Origin of the sequence: Paenibacillus segetis (assembly GCF_014639155.1) — a bacterium.
Lineage (GTDB): Bacteria > Bacillota > Bacilli > Paenibacillales > Paenibacillaceae > Fontibacillus > Fontibacillus segetis.
This window is the reverse complement of record NZ_BMFT01000002.1, coordinates 294,180-319,574: the sequence shown is the minus strand read 5'-3', so window position 1 is coordinate 319,574 and position 25,395 is coordinate 294,180. Positions and strand designations below refer to the sequence as shown.

Annotated in this window: 22 protein-coding genes and 2 riboswitches; of the genes, 8 read left to right on the top strand and 14 right to left on the bottom strand. The window is 42.9% G+C overall.

What is annotated here, in order from left to right:
• Positions 1-23 precede the first annotated feature (23 nt).
• The gene (locus IEW05_RS17630; protein WP_188541164.1) at positions 24-782 is read right to left on the bottom strand and encodes an AAC(3) family N-acetyltransferase; all 759 of its coding nucleotides are present in this window, start codon (positions 780-782) and stop codon (positions 24-26) included.
• A gap of 187 nt (positions 783-969) precedes the next feature.
• On the opposite strand from IEW05_RS17630, the gene IEW05_RS17625 reads away from it, so the two are divergent.
• The gene (locus IEW05_RS17625; protein ID WP_188541163.1) at positions 970-1,302 is read left to right on the top strand and encodes a heme oxygenase; all 333 of its coding nucleotides are present in this window, start codon (positions 970-972) and stop codon (positions 1,300-1,302) included.
• A gap of 73 nt (positions 1,303-1,375) precedes the next feature.
• Here the strand turns inward: IEW05_RS17625 and IEW05_RS17620 are convergent, their stop codons facing one another.
• Positions 1,376-2,788 (bottom strand): hypothetical protein, encoded by a 1,413-nt coding sequence (locus IEW05_RS17620; protein ID WP_188541478.1) that lies wholly within the window; start codon positions 2,786-2,788, stop codon positions 1,376-1,378.
• A gap of 119 nt (positions 2,789-2,907) precedes the next feature.
• Positions 2,908-4,170: an acyltransferase family protein gene (locus tag IEW05_RS17615; protein WP_229753472.1), complete on the bottom strand. Its 1,263-nt coding sequence runs from the start codon at positions 4,168-4,170 to the stop codon at positions 2,908-2,910.
• A 215-nt stretch (positions 4,171-4,385) separates the two neighbouring features.
• On the opposite strand from IEW05_RS17615, the gene IEW05_RS17610 reads away from it, so the two are divergent.
• A complete protein-coding gene (locus IEW05_RS17610; protein ID WP_188541477.1) occupies positions 4,386-4,973 on the top strand; it encodes a GNAT family N-acetyltransferase in 588 nt (195 codons plus the stop codon).
• A 51-nt stretch (positions 4,974-5,024) separates the two neighbouring features.
• Here IEW05_RS17610 and IEW05_RS17605 read toward each other — a convergent pair whose 3' ends face one another.
• Both IEW05_RS17605 and IEW05_RS17600 read right to left on the bottom strand, forming a co-directional pair.
• Complete coding sequence (locus IEW05_RS17605; protein ID WP_188541161.1) at positions 5,025-5,339, bottom strand: DMT family transporter; 315 nt, start codon at positions 5,337-5,339, stop codon at positions 5,025-5,027.
• A complete protein-coding gene (locus IEW05_RS17600) occupies positions 5,339-5,686 on the bottom strand; it encodes a DMT family transporter (RefSeq protein WP_188541160.1) in 348 nt (115 codons plus the stop codon). Before IEW05_RS17600 ends, IEW05_RS17605 begins: the two co-directional genes overlap by 1 nt.
• A 74-nt stretch (positions 5,687-5,760) precedes the next feature.
• A riboswitch (guanidine-I (ykkC/yxkD leader) is annotated at positions 5,761-5,865 on the bottom strand.
• Between the two features lie 141 nt (positions 5,866-6,006).
• Between IEW05_RS17600 and IEW05_RS17595 the strand changes: the two genes are divergently transcribed.
• Positions 6,007-7,227 carry a GNAT family N-acetyltransferase gene (locus IEW05_RS17595; protein WP_188541159.1) on the top strand — a complete coding sequence of 407 codons (1,221 nt, stop codon included), beginning with the start codon at positions 6,007-6,009 and terminating at the stop codon, positions 7,225-7,227.
• Positions 7,228-7,235: 8 nt separating this feature from the next.
• Here the strand turns inward: IEW05_RS17595 and IEW05_RS17590 are convergent, their stop codons facing one another.
• The 9 genes from IEW05_RS17590 to IEW05_RS17550 all read right to left on the bottom strand — a co-directional run bounded on the left by IEW05_RS17590 (position 7,236) and on the right by IEW05_RS17550 (position 19,307).
• Positions 7,236-7,937: a histidine phosphatase family protein gene (locus IEW05_RS17590; protein ID WP_188541158.1), complete on the bottom strand. Its 702-nt coding sequence runs from the start codon at positions 7,935-7,937 to the stop codon at positions 7,236-7,238.
• Positions 7,938-8,051: 114 nt separating this feature from the next.
• Positions 8,052-8,408, bottom strand: a complete 357-nt coding sequence (locus IEW05_RS17585) for a nucleotide excision repair endonuclease (protein WP_188541157.1) — start codon at positions 8,406-8,408, stop codon at positions 8,052-8,054.
• A 98-nt stretch (positions 8,409-8,506) separates the two neighbouring features.
• Positions 8,507-9,454, bottom strand: a complete 948-nt coding sequence (locus IEW05_RS17580; protein ID WP_188541156.1) for an EamA family transporter — start codon at positions 9,452-9,454, stop codon at positions 8,507-8,509.
• Between the two features lie 89 nt (positions 9,455-9,543).
• Positions 9,544-9,655: riboswitch (purine riboswitch) on the bottom strand.
• Between the two features lie 104 nt (positions 9,656-9,759).
• On the bottom strand, positions 9,760-11,523 hold the full coding sequence (locus IEW05_RS17575; RefSeq protein ID WP_188541155.1) for a polysaccharide deacetylase family protein: 1,764 nt from the start codon (positions 11,521-11,523) through the stop codon (positions 9,760-9,762).
• 32 nt (positions 11,524-11,555) lie between these two features.
• Positions 11,556-13,424, bottom strand: a complete 1,869-nt coding sequence (locus IEW05_RS17570; RefSeq protein ID WP_188541154.1) for a glycosyltransferase family 2 protein — start codon at positions 13,422-13,424, stop codon at positions 11,556-11,558.
• Between the two features lie 24 nt (positions 13,425-13,448).
• On the bottom strand, positions 13,449-14,786 hold the full coding sequence (locus IEW05_RS17565; protein WP_188541153.1) for a nucleotide sugar dehydrogenase: 1,338 nt from the start codon (positions 14,784-14,786) through the stop codon (positions 13,449-13,451).
• An 18-nt stretch (positions 14,787-14,804) separates the two neighbouring features.
• A complete protein-coding gene (locus tag IEW05_RS17560) occupies positions 14,805-16,265 on the bottom strand; it encodes a polysaccharide deacetylase family protein (RefSeq protein ID WP_229753470.1) in 1,461 nt (486 codons plus the stop codon).
• A 420-nt stretch (positions 16,266-16,685) separates the two neighbouring features.
• Positions 16,686-18,374: a M20/M25/M40 family metallo-hydrolase gene (locus tag IEW05_RS17555; RefSeq protein ID WP_188541152.1), complete on the bottom strand. Its 1,689-nt coding sequence runs from the start codon at positions 18,372-18,374 to the stop codon at positions 16,686-16,688.
• A 216-nt stretch (positions 18,375-18,590) separates the two neighbouring features.
• Positions 18,591-19,307, bottom strand: a complete 717-nt coding sequence (locus tag IEW05_RS17550) for a hypothetical protein (protein WP_188541151.1) — start codon at positions 19,305-19,307, stop codon at positions 18,591-18,593.
• 255 nt (positions 19,308-19,562) lie between these two features.
• Between IEW05_RS17550 and IEW05_RS17545 the strand changes: the two genes are divergently transcribed.
• The 5 genes from IEW05_RS17545 (at position 19,563) to IEW05_RS17525 (ending at position 25,361) form a co-directional block, all read left to right on the top strand.
• Positions 19,563-19,943, top strand: a complete 381-nt coding sequence (locus IEW05_RS17545) for an SET domain-containing protein (protein ID WP_188541150.1) — start codon at positions 19,563-19,565, stop codon at positions 19,941-19,943.
• 289 nt (positions 19,944-20,232) lie between these two features.
• Entirely contained in the window at positions 20,233-20,880 is a 648-nt protein-coding gene (locus tag IEW05_RS17540) for a response regulator transcription factor (protein ID WP_188541149.1), read from the top strand.
• Positions 20,873-22,261, top strand: coding sequence for a sensor histidine kinase (locus IEW05_RS17535; RefSeq protein WP_188541148.1), 1,389 nt, complete (start codon positions 20,873-20,875; stop codon positions 22,259-22,261). The genes IEW05_RS17540 and IEW05_RS17535 overlap by 8 nt, the downstream gene beginning before the upstream one ends.
• A 103-nt stretch (positions 22,262-22,364) precedes the next feature.
• On the top strand, positions 22,365-24,122 hold the full coding sequence (locus IEW05_RS17530; protein WP_188541147.1) for a sulfatase family protein: 1,758 nt from the start codon (positions 22,365-22,367) through the stop codon (positions 24,120-24,122).
• Positions 24,123-24,272: 150 nt separating this feature from the next.
• Positions 24,273-25,361, top strand: a complete 1,089-nt coding sequence (locus IEW05_RS17525) for a VanZ family protein (RefSeq protein ID WP_188541475.1) — start codon at positions 24,273-24,275, stop codon at positions 25,359-25,361.
• The last annotated feature ends 34 nt before the right edge of the window (positions 25,362-25,395 follow it).

Below are 25,395 nucleotides of genomic sequence, written 5' to 3'. Positions count from 1 at the left end.
AGCAATTGCATTCAGCTTAGAAATTAAGCTAAAGGTTCATTATCGGAAAATAAATCAGGATTCTTCCGCAGCATGTCTGACAGGATCTCCGTCATCTTTACCGTGTCACATACCCATACATTAGCATCGCCGAGTTGGCTTCTCTGGATCGCCCCTTGCTCCTCAAGCAATGATTCCACCTTCCAAAAGTGCTCCGACCAGGATAACCCATGATGCCGTCTAGATGGCACGGGTATTTCGGTACCATCACCAAGTACGGTAAATAACTCCTCATGACTATCGGTTAATCTGCCTGGAATGTCCAACCACTCCTCTATGCCATGAATAAAGGTATTCCTACGTAAGTCTACTCCTACTAATATAATAGTTGCTTGGCGATCAAGCAGCTTCCCCCAAGGTGATTCCCGGTGACATGGTGTATCACAACGTTCATTTCCTTCTACAAAGGATGCAGCATCCCGACCCAAAGCTGCTACGGAGTGAGTTGGGTGATAAGAACGTACTACTCCTGAACGCTTGCGAAATAATTCAGGCAAAATGCCTATGCACGAGGGCGAGGTTTCTACATAAAATCTAGGGTTCTCCGCGTTAATATAAGACCAAGTATGTGTGGGTAGGACAAGCAACCCATCCTGCATATACTCTGACAAGGCGTCCAGAACGGTATCCGCTCCCCCCTCGACCTCTCCAATGCTTTTGAAGGACGAATGCATAAGTAGCGTTCCCTTCTTGTCGATCTCAGCATGTTCAAGTTGCTCTATCAAACTATGTTTCGTATGCATGCGAATTCCTCCATGTTGTTTTCTCTTATGTTGTCATAGTAACACTTTTCCCCTTATAAAGGGATCGCTAAAGAGGCACAGTTTGCTTTTGATTATAAAAGGTTTAAAATTAAGAGAAAGATTCATAGTTACGCATAAGATCCGTTCCATCGATCCATATCCTATGAAGATTAAGGGGCTGTGTACAATGATCATCGTTACGAACAGAATTAAAGTTAAAAAAGGGATGGGTGCAGCCATGGCTCCCCGATTTACAGCACCAGGCCCTCTGGATTCTACGAAAGGGATCGTCAAAGTAGAGGTCTTGCTCACGCAGAACTTACCTGATTATGACGAACTAAGCGTCAATACGTATTGGGAATCACAAGAGGACTTCGCCGCTTGGAGAAATAGTGATGACTTTGCTCAAGCTCACAAACGTCCAGAACCCGGTTCTGAGGGAGCACATAAGGAATCACCTGTCTTGGGTAGTGAACTCATAACGTATGAAGTAGCGTCCACCAAAGAAATCGCAAAATAAGATAGGTCATTAAGAAAGGCTGCCATCTCTGGTAGCCTTTTATGTTGCTATATTTAGTTACTCCTAAGCAAAGCTAGACCAGAAACATAGCGACAATGGTCGTTACAATCAGGCCGAACAACACAGGTTTCAAATTGCGTCTAGCTAGCTCGAACGGACTTACACCGCAAATAGCCGCTGCTGGGATCAACGCCCATGGGATCAACGTTCCCCCACCGACCCAAATGGCAGCGATTTGCCCGAGTGCAGTTAAGGTAGCCACACTGGAATGCGTGGCAACGCCGAACAGTTGTGCGATGGACCCCGCAAGTGAGATACCTGAGAAACCGGAACCATCCAGACCCGTAATGGCTCCAGTAACGGTTGAAGTAACAGCTCCTACAGCACTATTTAGTGGAACGTTGCTGGCAAGCGCAACACCAAGGTCATTCACAATCCCGTGCGATGCCTCGGGAAGCACTTTGCCAAATAGATCAATAAATGCGGAGTCACCCAAGTAGAAGAAGGCGGCAATCGGAATAACGGGACCAAACACTTTAAATCCGAACACAAATCCATCAATCAGATACGAGGTTATCTTTTCCAAGCCTTGATTGCGATGTGCCAGCAATGTTACCGCTATTAAGATAATCACTGCCGTTCCGCCAACTAATGCTGTCGCATCCCCACCCTGTAGCTTGAGGATGAACATGGCCGCTACATCCACTGCGAACAGTAATGGAATGATAATCGCTAACCATTTTTTCACCCGGGGGTCCATCACTAAGCTGTCATCCTCATCATTACCTGAGGCCAAGGCGTCGCTTGTATTTTTAGTGGATACCAATCCATCTCTCCATGTCCCGTTCTTCATATCTCTGCGCATCATCCAAAATGCCGTAATCGTGGTTACTAACCCCATGATAATCACAAGGGGAACACTAGCCGTCATGACGCTGGTTACAGGAAGTCCGGCAGCATCTGCCGTTAATTTAGGGGCGCCTTGAATGATATAGTCACCAGACAGGGCAATCCCATGACCGAACAGATTCATCGCTACGGCTGCACCAAGTGCGGGCAAGCCGACTCGAAGTGCCACAGGCAACAACACAGCGCCAATTAGAGCAACCGCAGGTGAAGGCCAGAAGAAGAAGGAGGTCACCATCATAATAATACCGATTCCCCAAAAAGCCATCGCAGGCGTACGTAGGAAGCGTGTGAGTGGCGCCACCATCGTCTCATTAATACCCGTTCGAATCAAAACTCGACTCATCGCTACAATGATGGAAATAATCATAATCGTACCCATGAGCTCTTTGGTTGCATAAATAAATGAATTAAAAATTCCTGATATGGATCCACTAAGCGTCTCTGTTGCCAATAGGCCAAGTGCAAAAATCCCTACCACGCAAATCATGGTTGTGTCACGCCGTCGAATCAGCAGGATTAATATGAACACAATAAACGCGAGATACACCCAATGAATTGCAGTTAACTCAATTCCTATCATGATGTCTCACCCCTTCTCCCCTGTACCAAATGATGCTACAGATTATGCGGGAGCCTAGATAATGGTTCGACACCTGACAAGCTAGATACTATAAATTTGTAATGAGCTATGAGGCGTTAAGCTGTACGCGTCTCTTCCTGTAGATTCCTTGGCTTCCTAGGTTTCTCGTGATGACGTGACCAATCCATAATCGGTTTCTCCACGAAATAATAAGATGCCGTCGCCACAATATATGAGGCTACAACTACACCAAGCGAAATCCACGCCCAACGATCCAGCTGCACGACACCCATATGCTTAAAGTCCTTCGCCCAATACATACTAATTAGTGTTATGAATAAGGTGTGCCATAGGTACAGCCCAAAGGAAACCTTCGCCGTATATCGGAAAAATCTATTGTCTAAAAGGTTACCTACCCATCGGGAATAGGGGGCAGTCACTAAGAATAATGCCATCAATATCGTGAAATATGGGAAAAAGAATGGCTGATTCTGTAGGCTCCAATCAAACTCTGGAACATTACGAACTTGCCAAATGAACAGGATCGAGATGACCAAGCTACCTAGACTTAGTAGATCGAATAGACCTATTTTACGTAGATGATCTCTTCTACTCCCTGCCATTTGGAGCTTAGACACAATACCGGATGCAATGATTCCCACAGTGAAATGCCCAAAAAATCCAATCACATTATAATTGGGCATCCAATATTTTGCCCCGCCGATGAGCCCAAACTGCCAACCTCGCTGATCTTCATTTGGCGTGAACCAGTGATGTATCAGGTAGTTGCCACCCATAATGATCAGAAATACCGCGAGCCAGTATAATAATGCTAAGGTAAAAGAACGTTTTTTGCGGAAGAAGCAAAATAATCCGTACATGAACAGCGGCATCAGAATATAACTGAACACCTCAAAGCTAATCGACCAGAAGGGTCCAATCCATTCCGACGGGAAGAAAGTTACATAATGAAACCCTGCCGTGAACGTCAATCCAGTCAAGGTACGTATCCAAAAGTATTCATGAGGAAGAGCAAGTACAAATGTAAGGACAATACAAACGAAGAACGCAACATAATAACCCGGCATAATCCGCGCAGCTCTACGCATAATGTATTGTCTAATACTAGGGAATTCCCCGTCGTTTAGATATTTCCGCCAGAATGGTAACGCTAATAAAAATCCGCTTAATACAAAAAAGATACTAACGCCAACATTACCCATGAGCAGAAATGATTGCAGTTTTTGGACCCAAGTCTCTTGTTCGATCATCGCTAGTTTCTGCGTTAGATGATGACCAATGACAGCTAGACAAGCAATCGCCCGAAGCCCATCTGCTCCAATGATTCGATGCTCCTGTTGGTTAGTTGAATTACTCACTGAATACCCCTCCAAATCGATCATATTCACTTTTAAGTTCATTTTTGGGTGCAAAGGGCATTTTAGTAATTTCTTCTAGTTGATTTATAGCATATCTACCCTTTCAATGATAGAATACATTTCAACTATTTATGATGGAAATAATTCTGAATTGTTCCAATGAACACTCAGTTAGCGTCATATTAAGCCCAGGGGGGTATACCGTGCATAACAATATAAAGTCGAACGCAACAAACAACCTATTTACGATTGAGTGCCAAGATATTATTTTACGAGAATATAGAATTGAGGATTTGGACGAATTATTTGCTCTGACACAGCAACCTGAGATCATTGAGTTTTTACCTGATTGGAATGCACCCAGAGAACAACGGTTAGACTGGCTGATTAACTACGAATTAGAAGAAAATAAGAGATTCTTACAAGCGGTAGCTGATGGAGGTAACATAGAGCAACTCATTCTACGGTTAGGAATCATATCTAAGGAGACAGGTGAGTTTATTGGTTGGTGCTGCAGCGGAATAAAAGAGGAATTAGCGCCACCTAATCGAGAGCTTGTGTATGCCATATCAAGGGATCATCGAGGCAAAGGGTATACCACCCAAGCGGCTCAGGGAATCATTACGTATTTATTTGAGAACACCGATGTTGAGGTACTAAATGCTCTAGCTTTAATAAGTAATCTACCCTCGAATAGAGTCATCCAAAAGTGTAGCTTCGATTATCAGAGTATCATTGAAATTGAAGACGAGGATTATAATTACTACAAGCTTACGAAGTGTAATTGGCAGAACATAAAGTAGTGTTGTCTATCTATAGATCAATAAGAGAGAGGGGCTCTTCGCCCCTCTTTTTTACGAGACTAGCTTTAGCCCTAAGGCTGCACTTAAGACCATGGCAATAAATACAATACGCTTCCAGTCCCTCGATTCACCAAAGTAAACCATACCTAATATCGCCCCGCCCGCTGTACCAATTCCTGTCCATATCGCATAAGCTGTGCCCATCGGTAGTGTTTGCATCGCATAGGTTAGAAATAGAAAACTCGCTCCAAATCCAAGTAACAGCATAACGAATGATTGCCAATTCCGATCCTTATGCAATTTATTAATCATACTAACACCTAACATCTCACATATTCCTGCCAAGATTAACGATACCCACGCCATCAGGAATCAGCTCCTTCCTGTACTTTGTCTTTGTCATCTGTAACTAGCTTCAAACCAATTACTCCAGCTAATAGAAGTAGTATCAAAAGCACCTTCGCTACTTTAATTGGCTCTCCAAAGAAGAGGATTTCCGACAATACAGTTCCTGCCGTACCCATGCCTACAAAAATAGCGTACACCGTTCCGACCGGAAGCTTGCGACTAGCCACAATCATGAGATAAAAGCTGATGATGACCGAAATAACCGTCCCTGTCCAGGTCCAAAAATCGTAAGCGTGCTTCAAACCTATCACCCAGCTCACTTCAAAAAGGGCTGCAATATATACCTTGATCCAATCTACCTTCATTTCCGTTCACTCCTTCATTTGATGATATCGCCAGACCAGACAAAAGAAGCCTGAGAGAACACTGTAACAACAGTTTCTCCCAGGCTTTTATCCCTCCGTGACACAGCAAAGAGCTGTGAGTTTCCTCTCGGACCAGACCAAGACCTGTTGCGGCTTGCGGAACCCTAGAAAACATTTAATATGCGATTAAGTATGTTCGATTATACACGAAACTAAAAATTATGCAAGGTTACAACTTGGTTTGCTCACATCCCAATTTTATGGTTAGACTATAGATATGCTGCTTCTACTGCTTCTAATAAAAATGGAGGTTGTCACCTGTGAGTCGACGGAAATTACATGAAAGAATCAAGCTGAAGAATGTCGAAACCCAGCATGGGGAGCAATTTAATGACTTATTGCGGTATGTTTTTCAAGTAACCAATCGTGATTTACAAACTTTCGGCTGGGAAAATAGGGAGATTGAAAAATCCAAGCTGCCTGTTCTAAGGCATGCCGATGTGCTGGGGTGGTTTGATGGCGATAAACTCATCTCCCAGCTTGCTGTATACCCATTTCAAGTGAATATTTTTGGACAGATTTATGATATGGGTGGACTAACCGGGGTCGGAACCTATCCCGAATATGCCAATCTTGGGCTCATGAACAAGCTGATGCTGCATGCTTTGAGTAATATGCGTAATCGTAAACAGTCCATCTCGTACCTGTATCCTTATTCGATTCCTTATTATCGGCGCAAAGGCTGGGAGATTATTTCTGATAAAATCTCTTTTGAAGTCCCTGATACCCAGCTTCCCAAATTAAAAAATGTACCGGGCCATGTGGAACGAGTGGACATTGAACATCCCGACATCAAACATATCTATGACCAATTTGCTAAGTTGCACCACGGGGCCATGCTCCGAAATGAACTAGCTTGGGAAGAATATTTACGTTGGGATTTGGACGATATGACCGCGGCTATTTATTATAACAATGACGATTTGCCCATGGGATATTTGCTGTACTGGGTCGCCGAGGAAATATTCCATGTGAAAGAAATGGTCTATATTAATGAAGAAGCTCGAATCGGTTTATGGAACTTTATCAGTGCCCATTTCTCAATGATCACCTTGGTCAAAGGAGATATTTATAAAGATGAGCCGCTGTCATTTATTCTAGACGATGGTGATATTAAGGAAACAATCGCTCCTTATTATATGGCGCGAATCGTAGATGTCGCTTTATTCATCGAACAATACCCTTTTCAGAGTCAGGAAAAAGAATGCCAGCTCATCTTCAATCTGCATGATCCGATGTTGGAATGGAATCAAGGCACATTCACGTTGACTGTGGACAAGGCAGGCAAGGGACACCTTAAAGAGGGTGGAACCCATCCTGCTGTTATCATAGATATCCCCACACTAACGACGATGCTCATGGGCTACAAACGACCAACCTATCTGGCCCGGATCGGCCGGATGCAGTCCGATGAAGCCTCCATCCAGTTACTTGAACAACTGATTAGTCGTGAACATCCATATTTCTCAGATTACTTCTGAGGACTTACCTAAGTGTGGTTGCCAAGCAAACCACGCGGTCGGTAGCTCATACCATTCGCATAGAGATGGGAGACATCTCCCATCCCTATACATCTGGGAACGGCAAAATGCTGGCTACGTTCCTCGAATAGCACAGTCGTTACTGAACTAGGAGCCAACCAGAACACCGACCAAGCCAAGGATAAAGGAATCTGTAACAAGTGAGATAACCAAGCGAGTCCAAACCCGCCGTGGCAAACCATAGCGATCTTCTCTTGGGAAGGCTGAAGGATTCGATACAGACCTTGCTCTCTTTGAAAATGATGCCTTTGAAAAAACTCATCCGAAGCTGCTTGCAGCTCGCTGTATCTCATTCGATACTCTTCTTGCTTCAACCAGTAGTCGTTCTCATCCTCCCATTTCCGCATCCCTGATGATACCTCAGGAATCTGCTCTCCGGGATAATCCCAAATGGGAGCCTTATTCCCTTCCATCGAAATTGCCGACCACTCTAATTCTCTAGTCCATAATTCCGTATTGATGGTAAGCCCGGTCTCTTTCGCAATATAACTCGCTGTCGTTTGCGCTCTCCCCAGTGGTGAAGCATACAGCTTATCTAGACCGATCGAAGCCATGCGTTTGCCCAATGCTGCCGCTTCTTGATGTCCAAATTCCGTTAAATCATCTATCGAGTAATCAGGATCTGCATGGCGAATAAGAAACAATTGCATGTTGTCAGTTCACTCCTAAAGTTAAATATGATCTCCAAGCTTTATTATGCTCAAAAAAGCCCTAATGATAGTCATTTCTAACCGTCATTAGGGCTTCTTGCTTATCAAATATATTTACTTGTAGAACACCTTGTCCACATTGTATTTGGCCTTGAATTCATTGATGATGTACGTTTCATAAATTTCTCTATCCACGGGATCCTCAACAATACAAACTTCAATTTTCGTTACTTCATCACGATGCTGTTTCATGACCGATACGGAATCCTCAAAATGCTTCTTAATGCGCGGTCTTAATTTTCGTGCTTTACCAACGAACAATAATTCGTCCTTGTCGTTGTAAAACATAAATATTCCACCCTGTTCTCTCGTGATCAGGTGAAAATCGGTAAATCCGTAAATATGACTAAGCTCAGGATTAACCTGCTTTGTAATGGTCACATCCGGTGTTGGAATCGTTATATTGATCATTATAGCTCACTTCCTTTTTCTATCTAACTCTACATACATTATCACAAATCGTGGGGCAAGACCATACGGGATCGATCCCATCATCCTGATCGCTAATATCAGGTAGCTGCCCGCCTTACGGTACCCTTTTTCAGCTTATAAAGTTCTGGGAACATAATCCCAAGCAAAACGATAACAACTCCTGCCCACTGCAGCATACTCACGTGTTCATGCAGAACAATTGAGGATAACAGAACGGCAACCGGTAACTCGGCGGCTCCAAGAATGCCCGCCATACTTTCTCCAATATGCGGCACCCCAACTGCAAATAATACAGGGGGAATAAATGCGCCAAACAAGCCCAGTAAGAATCCGAATAATAATAATTGTCCCCATAACAAACCATTAAACAAGAAGTAAGGTGGGAACAAAATAAAGACAAGAATTAGACCACCTGTAATCATCCAAGCACTACGATAAGCAGGGTGCACCCACGATACAGCTCTGCCGCTAACTTGAATGAACAATGTATAACTCACAGCGGCGAGTAGTCCAAGCACAATACCAATCATCTGATACTCCGTACCGCCTTGCTCTATAATTCCCGCTGCCAGTATAGTTCCTCCGAACAATAATACCAAGGTAAAGAGCATGACCCCATTGGGTCTTTGGCGTTTGCTTACGGCTTGAATAAGTACACTCATCCACGTGAACTGGAATAATAAGATGATCGCCAGTGAAGCTGGGATATAGCGAAGCGATTGATAATAGAGCAGACCTGTGATAGCGGTCGGTGTTCCAGCCAACATCAACAGTAATCTGTGCTTCCAAGTCAGCTTGGGCGATATCTTACCCCCATTTGCTGATATAACGTTATCTTTCATTGCCTTACGCTGTTCACGCTGCTTTGTATACCAGGCCAATATCCAGGCCAAAATACAACCCGTTAAGAGCTGTGTACCCACCACTTCGCCTAGTTGATATCCTTCTCCGTAGGCAAGTACAACGATGGTCGATAATACGCCATAGCTAATAGCGCCAATCAAAACCGATAATAAATATTTCATATGATGGTATCCCCCTTAGTATTCTCTTTAATATCTCCTCAATTAGGTCTAAAAAACGCAAAAAATCCTAACTGCGTAATAAGGATAAATGACTCCATCCTCATTATCGTAGTTAGGAAGATAAGGCTTCCTGTAGAAACCCTCGCCCTATTCTGCTCTGCCCAGCTGCGAGGTTATACGAACAATTGCGATTTTCTTTCCACTTGTTAACCAAATGACATGTTACATGACAAGCAAGTTACTGTCAACCAATTAACAGGAGAAACATTATGGTAATAGTGAAATTATTCATCGAAATCAACTTATTAAAAGGTGTCAATTGCCCAATCGATGGAAGTAGACACTGCTTTTTGTATGTGGGATATGATCCGTTTCAGACCCGTAGGTTTACTGTTGAACAACACTGAAGATGGACCTTGAGCTTGCAGTGACTCTATTCTCAAATCATCGAACACACCATCATAGATATCATCTTTCGTGTTCTGCTCATGGAACTGTGATCCAAGAGCCACTCCACCCTTTATTACCGAGCTATCTATAATTTGTTGATTCAACAGCACTTGTTTATCAACGCTCACATCAAGCCGATCCCCTTGAACTATAATCTCTAGACTTCGAGTGTTCCTGATGTTGACTGGATATTCTTCCTCCGAAGATGAAACATCATCCGAGATCTGAGTCTGCGAATATACCGTAGCCTTATCTAGGGAAAGATCTTCCGCATTCCATTGTACCGGATCCAGCGTGTGAGTAAATAACTGTTCGACGGCAAGACCCGGTTTCTTCTGGTCCACATAAATGACGTTATTATCAAGCGTAACACGAATATATGCATCCTTCTTCTGATCATAACGAAGATAGATACTCTGCTTACCAACTACATTGCCAGTAAGCTTCGTGGTTAGCTTGATATCTTCTCCTTGATCACTGCCGTTCAAATAGATCTTCCCTTCCTCACCAGGCGGAGAGGTTAATGCAATTCGGTTATCATTAAATTCAGCGGCACCACTGAGCTCTGTCCACTTCTTTGCGTGAGTCTCATTCCCACGAATAAACTGCACATCCTGTTCACTGTCCTTCTTCATCTTCATTAGCAGATGATTTGTATACCAGTAAGGCTCTGGTTGGACACGAGTCAGATCATACAAGCTCTGCTCCCGATCATTATACATGTTACCTTCACGGTTAAAATGCATTTTGAATAAACGCTGAATATTGGCCTCGTTGGCATCCGATACTAACCGGTTCATTCCTTCATGAAGGGCATTGGCATGCATGATCATATACACATCCGGCACAAAACCCAGTGTATCCGTATAAACATCTTCCATTAGCTTGTAGTCTTCATTGATCCGGGATTCCATCTCTTGACGATTTTCCAGCGGAATCATATGCTCATCACGAATGAAATCCATTAAATAATGATTGTAATACTCCACATTCCTTTTATCACGTAACTGGTTCTCCGTCTTTGCCCCAACATAATTGCCCGCTTTATCAAAAATATTAATGTAACTCAGACGATATCCATTGGAGCCAAGCTCCCAATAACCCGTCTTCATCATCTTCAGCATATCTTTAGGTTGTAGAAATTTTCGATCACTATTCCCCATTTTATTAGCATAAGAGAGAAAGGTTGCCTTGAAATTATATTCCTCCAGAAGTGGCTGGGCAAATAAGCTAGAGTCGTTACGTCCGTCTTCAAAAGACAGAAACAAAGCTTTCTCAGGCAAAGCTTGTCCCTTCAGATAGAAGTCGATCACATCCTGTTGTGATATCGTAATATAACCTTGATCATGTAGTACTTTGAGTTGCTGATCCAATTGCTTCTTGGCCACTAGCTTCGAAGATCCCGAACGGTCTACACCAAAATAAGACAAGGCAATAAATCCGTCATGATTGGTCCACGCCGATTTATCTGGCTCCTTATAGTGCTCTACATTAACAATGACTCGAAATAAAACGATGATAAGCGTTAGCAAAATCGCAGCTTGTAGAATAGTCTTTATCATCTTCATGCGATCTTTGCGGCGATAATCCAGGGCAGAATTCCGCTTTCTTTTAACCATGTCTGCCATCCTCACTATATAAATTCATGGACTTAGAAGGGTAGTCCGATTTTTTTATTCTTCTTATTCTTGTTCTTTCTTGCTTCTTTTTTATTTCGAGCTTCAATATCCTGAGGCGTCTCCCTCGTCCCCCAAGTCGATTTCCAGAAGGTGACCCAGGCGACAGGCATTTGCCATAACAACACAAATTCATAGAAAAGACAGAATACGAATCCAAAAATCCATAATTTGCTTTTCCGTAGCAGTAGATGTGCCAAGCTCATAAGCATCGCCATCAGCAGTAACCCCATCAGGAATGTCCCTGGAAAGACATGATAGACTAGCGGAACATAGACCAAATTGTATAGGACAATGACAGGTGCAGCGATGGGCACAATCAGCCCGATATAGAAGAACAATGCCATAAAGGGTTCTTTACGCCAAATGAAGCCCCCCGCACGTAGCGATTCCCGCAGCCAGGAACGTTTCCATCTCATTTGTTGTTTGAGGAAAACCCCCATATCCGAAGGAACAATTGTCGAGCAGATCGCTAGGTCCTGATAGCCTGTACGATGCGTTTTCAATATAAAATTCGTCATGCTCCGGTCATCACCAAAGGTAGCTGGCTGTCCCAGAAACTTCTGATTCAACCAAGCCTCGGAATGCTGTTCTATCAATTCCTTCCGATAGCAGGATAGCGGTCCTGACAAGCAGGTTACACTATCAAACCATGATTCTGCAGCTTTCATGATCCGAAAAGCGATATAGTATCTAACGGTCTGAAGTTTCGTCACCGAGTTAGTATACTTATTCTCTACATCCGTGCGCCCGGCAACACCACCCATGCGGGGGTCCTGAAAAGGTTGAACGAGATGCTTAATCGCCTGAGGATCCAAAAAGCTATCAGAATCTACAAACACAACTAGATCATGCTTAGCCATCTCAACACCCTTGACCAAGGCTACCCGTTTGCCTCCGTTCTCTTCCAAGACATGCATTTTCAGACGTTCTTTAGTCAAATAACGCTCTGCTTCACGATTGATCCTATCGATGGTTTGTTGTATCTGCTCTACAGAACTGTCTGTCGAACGGTCATCTACCACGATAACCTCCAGCTTATCGACAGGATAATCCTGATTCATACAGCTTAAGATCGTGCGATGAATCCACTTCTCCTCATTGAAACAAGGAATAATAATCGATACGCCCGGAGTATAGTCGGGATTAACTGGTACATCCCGGTATAACGCCCCAAATAAATAGCGAGTGAGCAAAAAGGCTGCGGCTGTGAGGCTATATAAATAAAGGACCAAATTATATTTAAAATAGATAACGCTCTCTGCGCGCATAAGCATAATTAAGAGTACCGCTACAAACAGCAAGCCACTGGCTGTATAAACCGAATACCCCCATCTTTTCTTCTGAAAATAATCCGTCAGCGGTTGTACAAATTCGAACGCAACCATTTGTTTCTCTTGCTGCTCTACCTCGCGCTTAAATAAGCGGATGGTAACGGCATCTGTCTTGACCCTCGACTCAAAACCCTCCGGCATCGTACCCGGCGGAATATCAAATTGTAGCGACCAGGTTTCTCCTACTTGGAAGTCACCTGACTGATCCGGAAATTCAAGCAAAATGCCTGTCGAGGAGATATCTACGGCACGTGCTTTAATGCCCGTCTTTTTATGCTGGCCCCTCGCAACAATGAGTACCTCAAAATCCGCCGTATATCTCAAACTAAGCAACCGCAATTTGCCTATATATTCAGGATCTAGCTCTGCACCATTCTTGATGGCATCCTGCATTCCTCTACGATCAGTTGTTACCCGTATGTGCTCGGGATCAGGAACATTCGACAAGGTACGTCTGTCTGACTGCGGAGTAGTTAGTACCTCTTCAATCCTTTTCTTCTGCCTTCTCACAGCTGGAATTCTCCAATCTATCTATTATAGCCGCCAGTAATAATACCCCTGGCTCTCAAAGTTGGCTTTGTTATAACATCCCTTGATATCGACCAACACCTTTGGTCCACGTTTACTGTACATTTGATCAATATCTTGGAAGGTCATTTGAGTAAATGATTCATGTGGGACAGCAACAACCAGCACGTTCAAATCATGTAGATCCGATGGATCAGACAATTCAAGCCCATATTCTGAATAGACCTCCCGTTGATCAACCAAAGGATCAACCAAAGGATCCACCAAAATAGGATGAATCTCATATTCCTGAAGCTCCTCGATAATATCGATCACCTTCGAATTACGAATATCTGCACAATCCTCTTTATAAGACAAACCAAGCAATCCAATCCTCGCATGGCTTAAATCTAGCTTGAGACGAACGAATATTTTGATCATTTCCTGAGCAATATACTTACCCATTCCATCATTAATATGGCGACCAGCAAGAATAATCTTAGAATGATATCCTGTGTCCTCCGCTTTATACGTCAAATAATAGGGATCAATACCAATGCAGTGACCTCCTACAAGCCCCGGTGAAAAGTGAAGGAAGTTCCACTTGGTTCCCGCAGCCTGAAGTACCTCTTTCGTATCGATTCCCATCTGATGAAATAACATAGATAGCTCATTCATAAAGGCAATGTTAATATCTCGTTGGGCATTCTCGATCACTTTAGCTGCCTCAGCAACTTGAATACTCTCTGCACGGTATACTCCAGCTTCGATAATTAGCTCGTATACACTCGCAATCGTGTTCAGTGCATCTTCATCGATGCCAGACACGATCTTAATGATATTCTCCAGCCGATGCACCGTATCTCCCGGATTAATCCGTTCAGGTGAATACCCGACCTTGAAGTCCTCACCACAACGTAGGCCTGATTCTCTCTCTAGAATGGGAATACATACTTCCTCTGTTACCCCTGGATAAACCGTTGATTCATATACAACGATTGCACCCTTTGTCAGTTTCTTGCCGACCATTTGACTGGCATGTTTCACATATTTCAGATCCGGTACATTCCCACTTTGAACGGGCGTAGGGACCGCAATAATGAAGAATTCCACTCCATCCAGTTGCTCCATATTGGAAGTAAAGCTTACAGAGCAGCTTTGAATTTCTCCGTCTCCCACCTCATTTGTTGCATCAACGCCACTGCGATATCCACGAATCTTCTGTTCATTCACATCAAACCCAATTACGTTAATCTTTTTCGAAAAAGCAACGGCTATGGGGAGACCCACATATCCGAGGCCAATGACGGCCATAGATGCTTGCTTATTGATGATGCGATCATACAATTCTGACTGCGTGCCCATACCGTTCTACCCCGTCTTCTATGATTTTTTGCCGATTAAATCTGTCATTTTCACAAAGGTAAACCCATTACGCTCCAAGGTTTCAATTACCCTCGGTAATGCCTCAATCGTATGAATATCATCCAACATATGAAGCAGAATATTACTGCCGGTTTGGGTTTGTTGGACAATATCATTTACAATATCATCTGCCGTCATTTGCTTATCCCAATCTGTAGGATCAACGTCATAATTTACAATTGTCTTATAACCCGTTGCAGCTATAATAGCTGCCTCCGAATCACTAATGTTACCGGTTGGAGGTCTAAATAGCATTGCCGGTTTCTCCTGAATGGCCTCCGTAATCACCTGATGCGCCTTCACAACTTCCTCTTGAATCTGGGCTGCTGTTATCGTTGATAACACAGGGTGGCTATACGTATGATTACCCACATCGTGCCCAGCTTCAGCAATAGCTCTTGCTAGATTAGGATTCTTCTCTACTCCATCTGCACGCAGGAAGAAAGAAGCCTTGATCTGATATTTGTCCAAAATATCTAAGATTTTCGTTATCGTATAATCCGTACCCCAATCATCAAAGGTGAGTACGACCTGTTTTTTTGCCGTTTCTTCCTTATAAATAAGGTCATACTTCGCTTGGTTATCCGGGTTAATTCGGGCTGCATCATAGCCCGCTATTGCTTCTAAAGGCTTTCTCTCACCGCCCTGTTTCACTAGCTTATCTAGTGGAACAAACTCATAGCCTACATCAGCAGCGGCCTCGGCAAGGAGTGGGATCACCTCCACAATATGCTTGTTCTCCTCCGTATCCAGCGTAATAATTCCGCCACGGTTGATATATTTACGTACGTAATTTTTCTTCTGCTGCTCCGTTTCATTCTGCCAGTTGTGAAGAAATAGGCTATATGAAATGACAGCCTCTTGCCCATTGTGCGCCGCCGCAAGGCGAACATCATCACTGTAATCTCCCGATTTGGTTCTCACATATTTAGGAGTCACGCCCGTTTCCTTCGTGATCACCCCGTTACTGAGCTCAATTTCTCTATAAATTTGATCATAACTGAGCTTGCTCATATCAAGCCTGCTCAACGTGTTATTCTCAATCTCATGGCCACGATCCAGAATCTCTCTAGCGATATCAGGTTCTTCTGCAACTCTCATTCCCGGTAGAAAAAAGGTAGCTTGTATTTGATAAGTATCTAGTTGATCTAATATTTGTTTCATCGTGTCTGCATCGCCCATCCCATTAAAGGTTAATGCCAGCTGCCTCTTGGTGGTGTATACCATCGAAATAGCCTTGCTCATCTCACCTGTATAACGTGTAATGGGCTGATTTGCTTCATTTTTATCGTTCAGATCCTTAGTAGAATCGTCTTTTACTCCAAAATCTCCGCAGCCTGCAGCAACTATCAGTGTTAGCAGTACGATGAACATGCGAGTAAGATATTCTCTGAATATTGTCTGCTTAGCTGTTCTCATGCCTCTACTCCTTTAACAAATCCTCACAATAATCTATCTTCTAGTATATCAAGTGTATATATACTAGCCCCCTAGTAATATTACCCACGCCACGCCACCTAAGGCATATCCTAGGAATACGCTATTTTCTATTTTCATCCCAATAAAAAAGGTACCGTCAATATAAGGCGTTATGCCTATGACGGTACTTCATGCTTATGAACTTCATGCTGAATTTAAAATTAAAATGCAGTTTATTGTTTTTTCCATATTTCATTATAACTGACTGTATCATAACCTAAATCAGAATGCTACAAACCACATTCCAGCAAAACATGCATAGTCACCATTTGGAGCGCTAATTAATACAGGTTATCTGTCCCATTTTCTATCCCTTCTTCGTCCCCCGTATTACCGCTACTCTTTTAATCATCCCCTCAACTACTGGGACAAGTAACCTGAACCTGTTCCCCTGTCCCTAGGTGTGCAAACCATTGGGAAGATCAAAGATAATGCCAGTGCACTCACCGTTAACAACGGCCCTGCCATATGCAGGGTCATCATGACATACACGAGGTAGAAAATAGGTGTGATCAACACAAATCCCGGTACTGCGAATAATACAGATACCCATATCCATTCACCTTTGCGCATTTGAAGGGAGACATTTAATCCTATGAGGCTACAAATGAACGGCCAAATGAATAAATAACTTCCACCTGGTAGATAGAACGTCGTTCCTATACATAGTAAGAGCCAAAGGAATAGTGCTCCTATCCAAAGATTCTCCGCGCGAACATATCGAGAGCCCCATTTTATGAGCAAGAAGACAATGACAATCGTAAGGAACAACAAACCCAGAACATAGTAAATACTTACATCGGGATCTAAAATCATCGCTTCATATTGTTGATCCGATACGGTGGTGCGCAGTTTGTTCCATATTAGGGTAATTGCACCGAAGACCGCCCCTAAACTAACCAATGATAATAGAAATCCTCCCGCCATACCGCCAAAGCTCATCCGCCGTCGGTACATTCCATGCCATATGGTAACAACAAATAGAAGGGTGCCTGCTAGTGTGAACCATAACGCCCAAGACTCCGGATAACTAACCATATGCCAACCAACAACGTTAAAATATACCCGGTTCTCTTGCTTCACTTCATTTAAATCCAAATTCCCAAAATGGCGAGCTAAGCTCAGCATATATTCTCCGTGATGTTGCAGGCTTGATTTATCCAAATTTTCCGGAGTGTCTATCGAATCATGATAGGCATTTACCCCCATTCCAAAGGCGAAATTCAACCCATCAAGACCACCTTGTCGGAACACCGTCAAATCAGTATCATTTGGCATTAGCTTATACACATTATAAATAAGCGAATAAGCCACGGGCTGTGGCGCCGCTTTGATGAATTCGTTAACAATCCAGCCGTTCTGATCGCTTGTCTCGAACATAAATGACGGACCTTTATTCCCCCGAGATTCAAAATTAAGAACCAATCCTACATCTTTGGCCCATGGATGTTCATCCATAAAGGCCTTTGCTCCAAGCAGACCCATTTCCTCGCCATCTGTCATAAGTACTATTAGGTCATTCTTCAATTGGCCTGATACTTGGATCGCGCGCACCGACTCCAATATTGCTGCTATACCTGCACCATCATCTGCAGCTCCAGGACCTCTGGGCAAAGAATCATAATGCGCAGCAATCATAATTGCCTTACTATTATCTCTCCCTGGAATTCGTGCAATGATATTCTCAACTGTCGCTGATTGTCCGCTATTCAGTTCTGAAGTGACATAAGTTTTCTGGATTTCTGGACTTAGCCCAAGTCCTTTTAATTCTAACAAAAGATAATCACGTACCAAATCATGCGCTAATGTATCCATCGGATGTGGTTCTTTGGCGATAACCTTCAACTTTTCCATTGCGCGCAGCGCAGAAAATGAATCCAGCGGCGCATTCAAATCGGCTGGTTGAGGCGCCTTAATTTGCATAAAACCGAGAAGTATCGACCCTACAATAAGTATAGGTATGATCACCCATTTTACCCATTTAGCAAGTCCCTGCTTCGTTTGATACTTTACTTCAACTGACGTTACGGATTGATTGGAGCCCACCATTTCCCCTCCCAGTTAGGTTTAGCAAATTGGAAATATATTCCGTCATTTCATTATAGTCTATTAGTTGCTAAAAGGAAGAAGTATCTTGCGTTACCGCTAGGATAAGATGAACCATGACATAAACGGACATGACAAAGAGGGACAAGAAACCTGTCCCCTGACCCTACTGCGAACCGATTGGAAAGCCACCCAAAGTTCTAACCAGCTGGAGTCCTTCTAGCTCATTGGCTCCACGATCTGATTCATGTCATCGTACTTAATTTTCCCTCGGAAGCTTGGATCCACCGAATAGATCGTCGAGGTTCCCAACGTCCAATTGACTATATTTAACTTAGCCACTGATAATTGTGATGTATTGTCACTCCGATTGTGAGTCCAAGTCGCCATAGTAGAAAGATCGTCTGATATTTGTGCATCAATGATTTCTTCGTCTTCTATATCGCTTAGGAATAAATCCTTTATAGTATGATCTTCAGTCATTACAGCTAAATTAGCTCTGGTTTCTGCGCCGGACCCATGGGGCGTCAATTGAAACAGCATCGTTTTCCCATCAGACAAGACCTGATACAACTTTCCCCCACAATAATTGATCTCTTTTCCCGTTATTCCATCGTATAAAACATACCCTGTCACCGATGGATTCACATGACCCTCAACTAAAATCAACAGATCATTTACCCAGTAAAAAGAGTTCATCTGCCTCCCGTAATCGTTCGTGATCGGTATATCTATAGTTTGTTCCGTCTCCAAATCATACACGCCCAACACCGGTGGATTTAACATTTCTTTCGGATTCTTATAGCTGAATAAGAGATGACTCTTATCGCTCGATAATTGAGCATTCTCTTGTTCTAGGGTAGGATTATTAGTACAGCCCATCACGATTAAAAAAATCAGCAAAACGAGTAATGCCTTTATTCGACCGCTTCTCATCGTGCACCTCAATCCGTTTCAATAGCCCCAAATATTATTCTAATCATTTCGAGTGCGTGCACCCGATTCCCTCTAAATAAAAGACGAAACGGAATTTTTTTATTAGACGGCGGCATACTTCTAACGTTTCCTGTAAAAAATGAAAGAATGAATTTTATTGCTGTTTTTTCAGCGGTGGGGTAAGATGAATCTTTCCAAGCGTTCTCAAGTACTCGGGAGAACTTCATAATCTAAAGAACTCGTAGGTGACAAGTAATGATTGAGATTAAAACTTCTAAACTTAGCAATGGCGAATTCAATAGAGGCGTATTTGCGACACGGGATATAAAAAAAGGTGAACTTATCCATGAAGCACCTGTTATTCCTTATCCAAATGAGGACCATGAATTCATAGAGAAGACAATACTAGCAGATTACGTGTACCAATATGGTGCTAATCACACAGCTGTTCTTTTAGGATATGGCAGTTTGTTTAACCACTCCTATACGCCAAATGCCACATATGAGATTAACTTTGATCAACACACTTTTGACTTCTATGCCTATACAGACATCCAAGCAGGCGATGAAATTCTCATCAACTATAACGGGGATGAAGATTGCGACGATATCCTCTGGTTCATGGAAGAAGAATAAGTAAGACAGGGGGACATGTTTTTTGTCTCACCTGCTATCCCGAAGACACCGCGACAATCATGTTGCGGTGTCTTTTTGTTTTGTGGGACAAGGTGCCTGTTCCCTTGTTCCCACACCCCCTGTCCCACCCAACGTTGCTCTCTGTTCCGTTTGCCATATTGGTGTAACATATGGACCTTATGATTGTCCTCAAGGCTAGTGGTCATGAGACTGAGTTAAGAACAGCTGTAGATGGCAATTCTATTAAAGTCCATATCCATTAGGTTAAAAGGGGTTAGAAGGAGCCTGTATGAATATATTAATCGCCGATGACGAGCCCTATATGCTCAAGATATTAAATGCGTATTTTGAAAAAGAAGGCTTTACGACCTATCAGGCACATGATGGTGAAGAAGCGCTGCATATTTTCTACAATCATAAAATTGATTTAGCGGTTCTCGACTGGATGATGCCTAAAGTGAATGGGATAGAAGTCTGTACCGAGATCAAGAAACAGAGCAAGACAAAGGTGTTGTTATTAACGGCAAAAGGCGAAGCTGAGGATGAATTAATCGCATTACAATCAGGTGCGGATGAATATATGAGTAAGCCTTTTGACCCTCGGATATTGATTGTGCGGTCGAAAAAAATGCTGCAAATGGATAGTCTCATTTATATAGGTGATCTAAAAGTAGATATGACTGGGCACAAGATTTTCAGAAATGAAAAAGACGTGCAGGCCACGAATAAAGAGTTTCATTTAATGCGCTATTTTATTGAAAATAGAGGGGTTATCATCTCAAGAAAGGCTTTGCTAGATCAAGTATGGGGATTCGATTATTTTGGCGAGGAACGAACGGTCGATACGCATATCCGCAGACTAAGGGCGAAAATCGGTGATCATGTGATAAAAACACATCGAGGTATGGGTTACAGTTTGGACGAGACCCATGAATAAGTTAAACCAAAAACTAATTACGCGGATTGTACTGGTGTTTTGTGTTGTCGTTATTTTTTCTTTGGTCATGAACACTTTTTTCTTACCAAAATATCTTTTGTATCAGAAAAAGCAATCACTGGCAGCTCTAACAGGACAGATCGAGACGATGGATACGAATCAGTTACTACGAGATGTGGAAGTCCTTGAGAACGAGCATAGTGTAACCATTGTCTATACGACATTAACGAAAAATGTTGATAGCCTAAATGAGTTGATCAAAGATAGCTTGAGTAGAAAAGGGATTACGCTGAGCAAGTTCTGGATCACAGAAGAGAGTATTGCAAAGCTGAGCGAGAATAAGATCGTTCGAAAAATCTATAACCAGGAAAAGTTGAAATCGAGCTTTCTCGTTTCTTTTTTAAAGAAAGATAACAAAATCTTTGTCATTGGTGAATCGATCTCACATTCAACGGATACGCTGAGGATCGTTAATCGATTTAATATATATATTTATGTTGGAGAGTTGTTGTTATTGATCATGTTGTCCGGGCTGTTTACAAGGCGCATCGTAAAGCCATTAGCTAAAATACAGACAGCAGCTGAGGAAATCTCGAAGTTATCTTTTACTAAAGTTCAAGTTCAAACGGGGGATGAAATTGAGGTTTTAGCAAAGAGCATTAATCAAATGAGTGATAAGCTAGAACATGCGCAGCAAGAGTTAGAAGTTAAAAATGAAAACTTGCGGAATTTTATCGCTGATATATCGCATGAGCTGAAGACCCCTCTATCCTTGATCAAGGCCTACTCTGCAGGGATAAAAGATGGTATGGACGATGGTACTTATATTGATGTGATCCAGCAGCAAACCGATGATATTTCGAGGTTGGTTAGTAAGCTATTGAACCTATCCAGATTACAAACGGATCAATATGAGATGAGTACTTTTGACTTCAAGCTGTTGTTCGCGAGGACCTTACAGAAGTATCGCATTTCTACTCAGCAGCAGAACATTGAGATTTCTGTGGATGACAGCTTACTTATAAATTCACGGGTTGTGGCAGATGAACAGAAGATTGAGATGGTCCTGAACAATCTGATTTCTAATGCGGTGAAGTATACAACGAATGGACGTATTCATATTACCGTTGCCAACAAGGAAGAAGATGGCCATACTCTATTCTTCACGATTTCAAATGGAATCGAGGAACATGAGGGGCAACCGCAGGTGCAGTGGGATAACATCTGGGAGCCGTTTTACGTGTTGGAGAGTTCCCGAAATAAACAGCTCAGCGGAACGGGCCTCGGCCTGTCCATTGTCAGAGCCATTTTGCAGAAGCATGCTTCCATCTTCGGCTTTACCATCCATCATGGAGAAATAGAATTCTATTTCTCATTGTAGGGACAGGGGAATTCGTCCCCTATCCTCCCCCCTCCTAGACCCTTCTGATTTATAGCTACGCATCATAATCTAAGGTAAATACTTAACTTAGGATGTGTATGCCATGGATCATGCTTCTCCCCTTCCTCGTCAGCTGGATAAACCTAATTTTCTTGTACTCGTCGTGGATGAGGAACGGTACCCAACCCTTTATGAAAACCCGGAAATAACAGAATGGCGCAGGCATAATCTCGTGACTCACGAACTTTTGAGATCAAACTCGCTGGAATTCCACCGGCATTATATTGGAAGTTATGCATGCGCGCCTAGCCGAGCAACCATGTTCACCGGCCAATATACTTCACTTCACGGGGTCACTCAGACGAACGGAATCGCAAAGGAAACCTTTGATTCCGATATGTTTTGGCTGGATCGAAATACCGTGCCTACAATGGGCGATTATTTTCGTGCGGCCGGATACCAGACCTACTATAAAGGAAAATGGCATATCTCCTACGAGGATATTGTTATTCCCGGCACACATATGGGGATCCCTAGCTATAATCCAGTGACAGGTGTACCTGACATCGGGCAGGAACATTTATATGCTCAAGCGGACCGTTTAGATAACTTCGGTTTTAGTCAATGGATTGGTCCTGAGCCGCACGGTAAAAACCCTCGCAATTCTGGTTCCTCCGCTACGATTGGATTAAGTGGCCGAGATGAAGTTTATGCCGCAGAGGTCGTTGAACTGATCGAATCCCTGGACCGTCAGATTCAGCAAGATCAGAACAATAATACCGCTCCTTGGCTAGTGGTAGCATCCTTTGTGAACCCACATGACATTGTCTTGTATGGCGCGCTTACCGCGCGATTGCCTAATTTTAAGTTCAATGTAGGACCTGATGTACCCGAAGTCGCTCCTCCACCAACATTACACGAATCTCTGGTCACGAAACCACGCTGTCAGGCCAGCTATCGAGATATCTATCCCCGGGCCTTGCAGCCTATTATCGATCAATCTTTTTATCGTAGGCTTTACTATCAGCTACAGAAAAACGCCGATATGCAAATGCATAAGGTATTCGAAGCTCTTACTCGCTCCTCTTTTTATGACAATACAATAGTTATTTTCACATCTGATCATGGGGACCTATTGGGCGCTCACGGCAATCTTCATCAAAAATGGTACTGTGCCTATGAAGAGGTTGTGCACGTTCCTTTCCTCATTCATAATAAGCATCTTTTTCCGCAGCATCAGAATACTCACGCACTGACTAGCCATTTAGATCTTCTGCCTACCATGCTTGGCTTAGCTGGTGCAAACGTAGAAGAGATTCAGAACCATTTGCGCAACAGCTTCAGTGAAGTTCGGCCTTTTGTGGGGCAGGATCTTACGCCATTGATCTTAGAACAGGACCATGCTGCTATAGCGGATCAACCGATCTATTTTATGTCCGATGACGACGTTACCCGAGGGCAACACCAAGTCAACCCGCTTGGGGAGTCATACCCATCGGTAATTCAACCTAACCACATCGAGTCCGTGATCACGACATTAAAGCGAAATGGCAATAAAGAGCTGTGGAAATTGGCGCGTTATTTTGATAATGATCAATTCTGGAGTCAACCGGGCAAGGAAGATGTCAGGGTGCAACCTGTTGGGGACAGTTCTGATGGACAGTGCTCCCAGTGGATCGAAACAGTAAAAACACAACCTGTACAAGAAGAATATGAACTCTATAATTTATCCGATGATCCTTTAGAAACTCGTAACCTGGCATATCCCTCATTCGCCACACCGCAAACCAGAGAAATTCAACAATGGATGACGAATTTACTTGCAGAACAAAGCCAACAAAAACGTTTGTACCCTTGCTAAGGACAGAGGGACAGGTTCTTTGTCCCACTTCCTTTAAGGTGACAAGTGGGACAAGGTTCCTGTCCCAAAATGTCACTATGGTATACTAAAAATACAATATGTACATGATAGCAAATAGATTTCAAAGACTCATCATTGGCAGGTGTTATGATGCTTAACTTTTATTTATTCCCGATCTCCTATGCGTTTCTAACTTTTCCGATCGCCGCTTTATTGTTTACGTTACCGTTCTTAATCGTTCAATATCGAAAACATGGCTATATTCACAAGTATCGGGCTTTTATTCTATATCTGTTTCTTTTATATATGATGAATGCCTTCTATTTAATTATTCTCCCACTACCACCTTCAATACATAACGCACCACCTAATGTATCTTCCTACATGCAATGGATTCCGTTCCATTTTATTCAGGATATTATGCGAGAAACACAAGTTAACCCGGGTGTCCCTGCTACTTACTTACATTTGTTTAAGGAACGGGCCTTTCTGCAGGTTCTATTTAATGTTCTGATTACAGTTCCGTTTGGGGTTTTCTTGCGCTATTATTTCCGGGTCGGCTGGGTAAAATGTCTCGTCCTTACGTTTTGTTTGACTCTGTTCTTTGAAATTACGCAGGTAACTGGCATTTACGGGATCTACGATTATCCTTATCGGTTGTTCGATGTCGATGATCTGATGACGAATACGGTTGGAGGTATGGTTGGATTTATTGCCGCTGAGTGGGCATCACGCCTTCCTCTAATCCCCCGAATAGATAAGCTAGATGAACATGTGGATTTATCGAAAAAAAGAGTAACTTATACTCGTAGAGGGATCGCTCTCCTATTAGATTGGCTAATCATTCTACCTGTTCTAACGGTACTTGTAGTCTTAGGATTTCAGTATTCTTATGTCACAGTGATGATCTTGTACTTTCTAGTTATCCCATATATCACAAATGGTCGTACCTTTGGAAAATGGGTTGTGCGGATTCGGCTCAAGGGAAAAAAAGAGCGTCTGATGTTGCGTGAGCTTGTTATCAGGTATGGACTCCTCTATCTATTTGTCGGAGGACTCAATGTGCTATTAATTAGCGTGAACACCGCCTATTTTCATGGGCTTATGCTAGTTTTGTTTGCATTTATCCTGTTCGTTCTTGATCTGGTGTTTGCGATACACGTTGTACGTTGTATATTCAATCGGGATCGCCAACTCTTTTACGAGAAAAAAAGCGGAACTGGGCATGTGATCAGTTAGTGACAAGGGGACAAAAAAAGGGACAAGGTGCCTG

Excerpts from the sequence above, each read along its gene's own strand:
- IEW05_RS17630 (WP_188541164.1), bottom strand. The coding sequence starts at position 782 with ATGCATACGAAACATAGTTTGATAGAGCAACTTGAACATGCTGAGATC.
- IEW05_RS17625 (WP_188541163.1), top strand. The coding sequence starts at position 970 with ATGATCATCGTTACGAACAGAATTAAAGTTAAAAAAGGGATGGGTGCA.
- IEW05_RS17605 (WP_188541161.1), bottom strand. The coding sequence starts at position 5,339 with ATGGCGTGGGTATCGTTAATCTTGGCAGGAATATGTGAGATGTTAGGT.
- IEW05_RS17600 (WP_188541160.1), bottom strand. The coding sequence starts at position 5,686 with ATGAAGGTAGATTGGATCAAGGTATATATTGCAGCCCTTTTTGAAGTG.
- IEW05_RS17590 (WP_188541158.1), bottom strand. The coding sequence starts at position 7,937 with ATGCAATTGTTTCTTATTCGCCATGCAGATCCTGATTACTCGATAGAT.
- IEW05_RS17585 (WP_188541157.1), bottom strand. The coding sequence starts at position 8,408 with ATGATCAATATAACGATTCCAACACCGGATGTGACCATTACAAAGCAG.
- IEW05_RS17580 (WP_188541156.1), bottom strand. The coding sequence starts at position 9,454 with ATGAAATATTTATTATCGGTTTTGATTGGCGCTATTAGCTATGGCGTA.
- IEW05_RS17575 (WP_188541155.1), bottom strand. The coding sequence starts at position 11,523 with ATGGTTAAAAGAAAGCGGAATTCTGCCCTGGATTATCGCCGCAAAGAT.
- IEW05_RS17565 (WP_188541153.1), bottom strand. The coding sequence starts at position 14,786 with ATGGGCACGCAGTCAGAATTGTATGATCGCATCATCAATAAGCAAGCA.
- IEW05_RS17560 (WP_229753470.1), bottom strand. The coding sequence starts at position 16,265 with ATGAGAACAGCTAAGCAGACAATATTCAGAGAATATCTTACTCGCATG.
- IEW05_RS17555 (WP_188541152.1), bottom strand. The coding sequence starts at position 18,374 with ATGGTGGGCTCCAATCAATCCGTAACGTCAGTTGAAGTAAAGTATCAA.
- IEW05_RS17550 (WP_188541151.1), bottom strand. The coding sequence starts at position 19,307 with ATGAGAAGCGGTCGAATAAAGGCATTACTCGTTTTGCTGATTTTTTTA.
- IEW05_RS17545 (WP_188541150.1), top strand. The coding sequence starts at position 19,563 with ATGATTGAGATTAAAACTTCTAAACTTAGCAATGGCGAATTCAATAGA.
- IEW05_RS17540 (WP_188541149.1), top strand. The coding sequence starts at position 20,233 with ATGAATATATTAATCGCCGATGACGAGCCCTATATGCTCAAGATATTA.
- IEW05_RS17535 (WP_188541148.1), top strand. The coding sequence starts at position 20,873 with ATGAATAAGTTAAACCAAAAACTAATTACGCGGATTGTACTGGTGTTT.
- IEW05_RS17530 (WP_188541147.1), top strand. The coding sequence starts at position 22,365 with ATGGATCATGCTTCTCCCCTTCCTCGTCAGCTGGATAAACCTAATTTT.
- IEW05_RS17525 (WP_188541475.1), top strand. The coding sequence starts at position 24,273 with ATGCTTAACTTTTATTTATTCCCGATCTCCTATGCGTTTCTAACTTTT.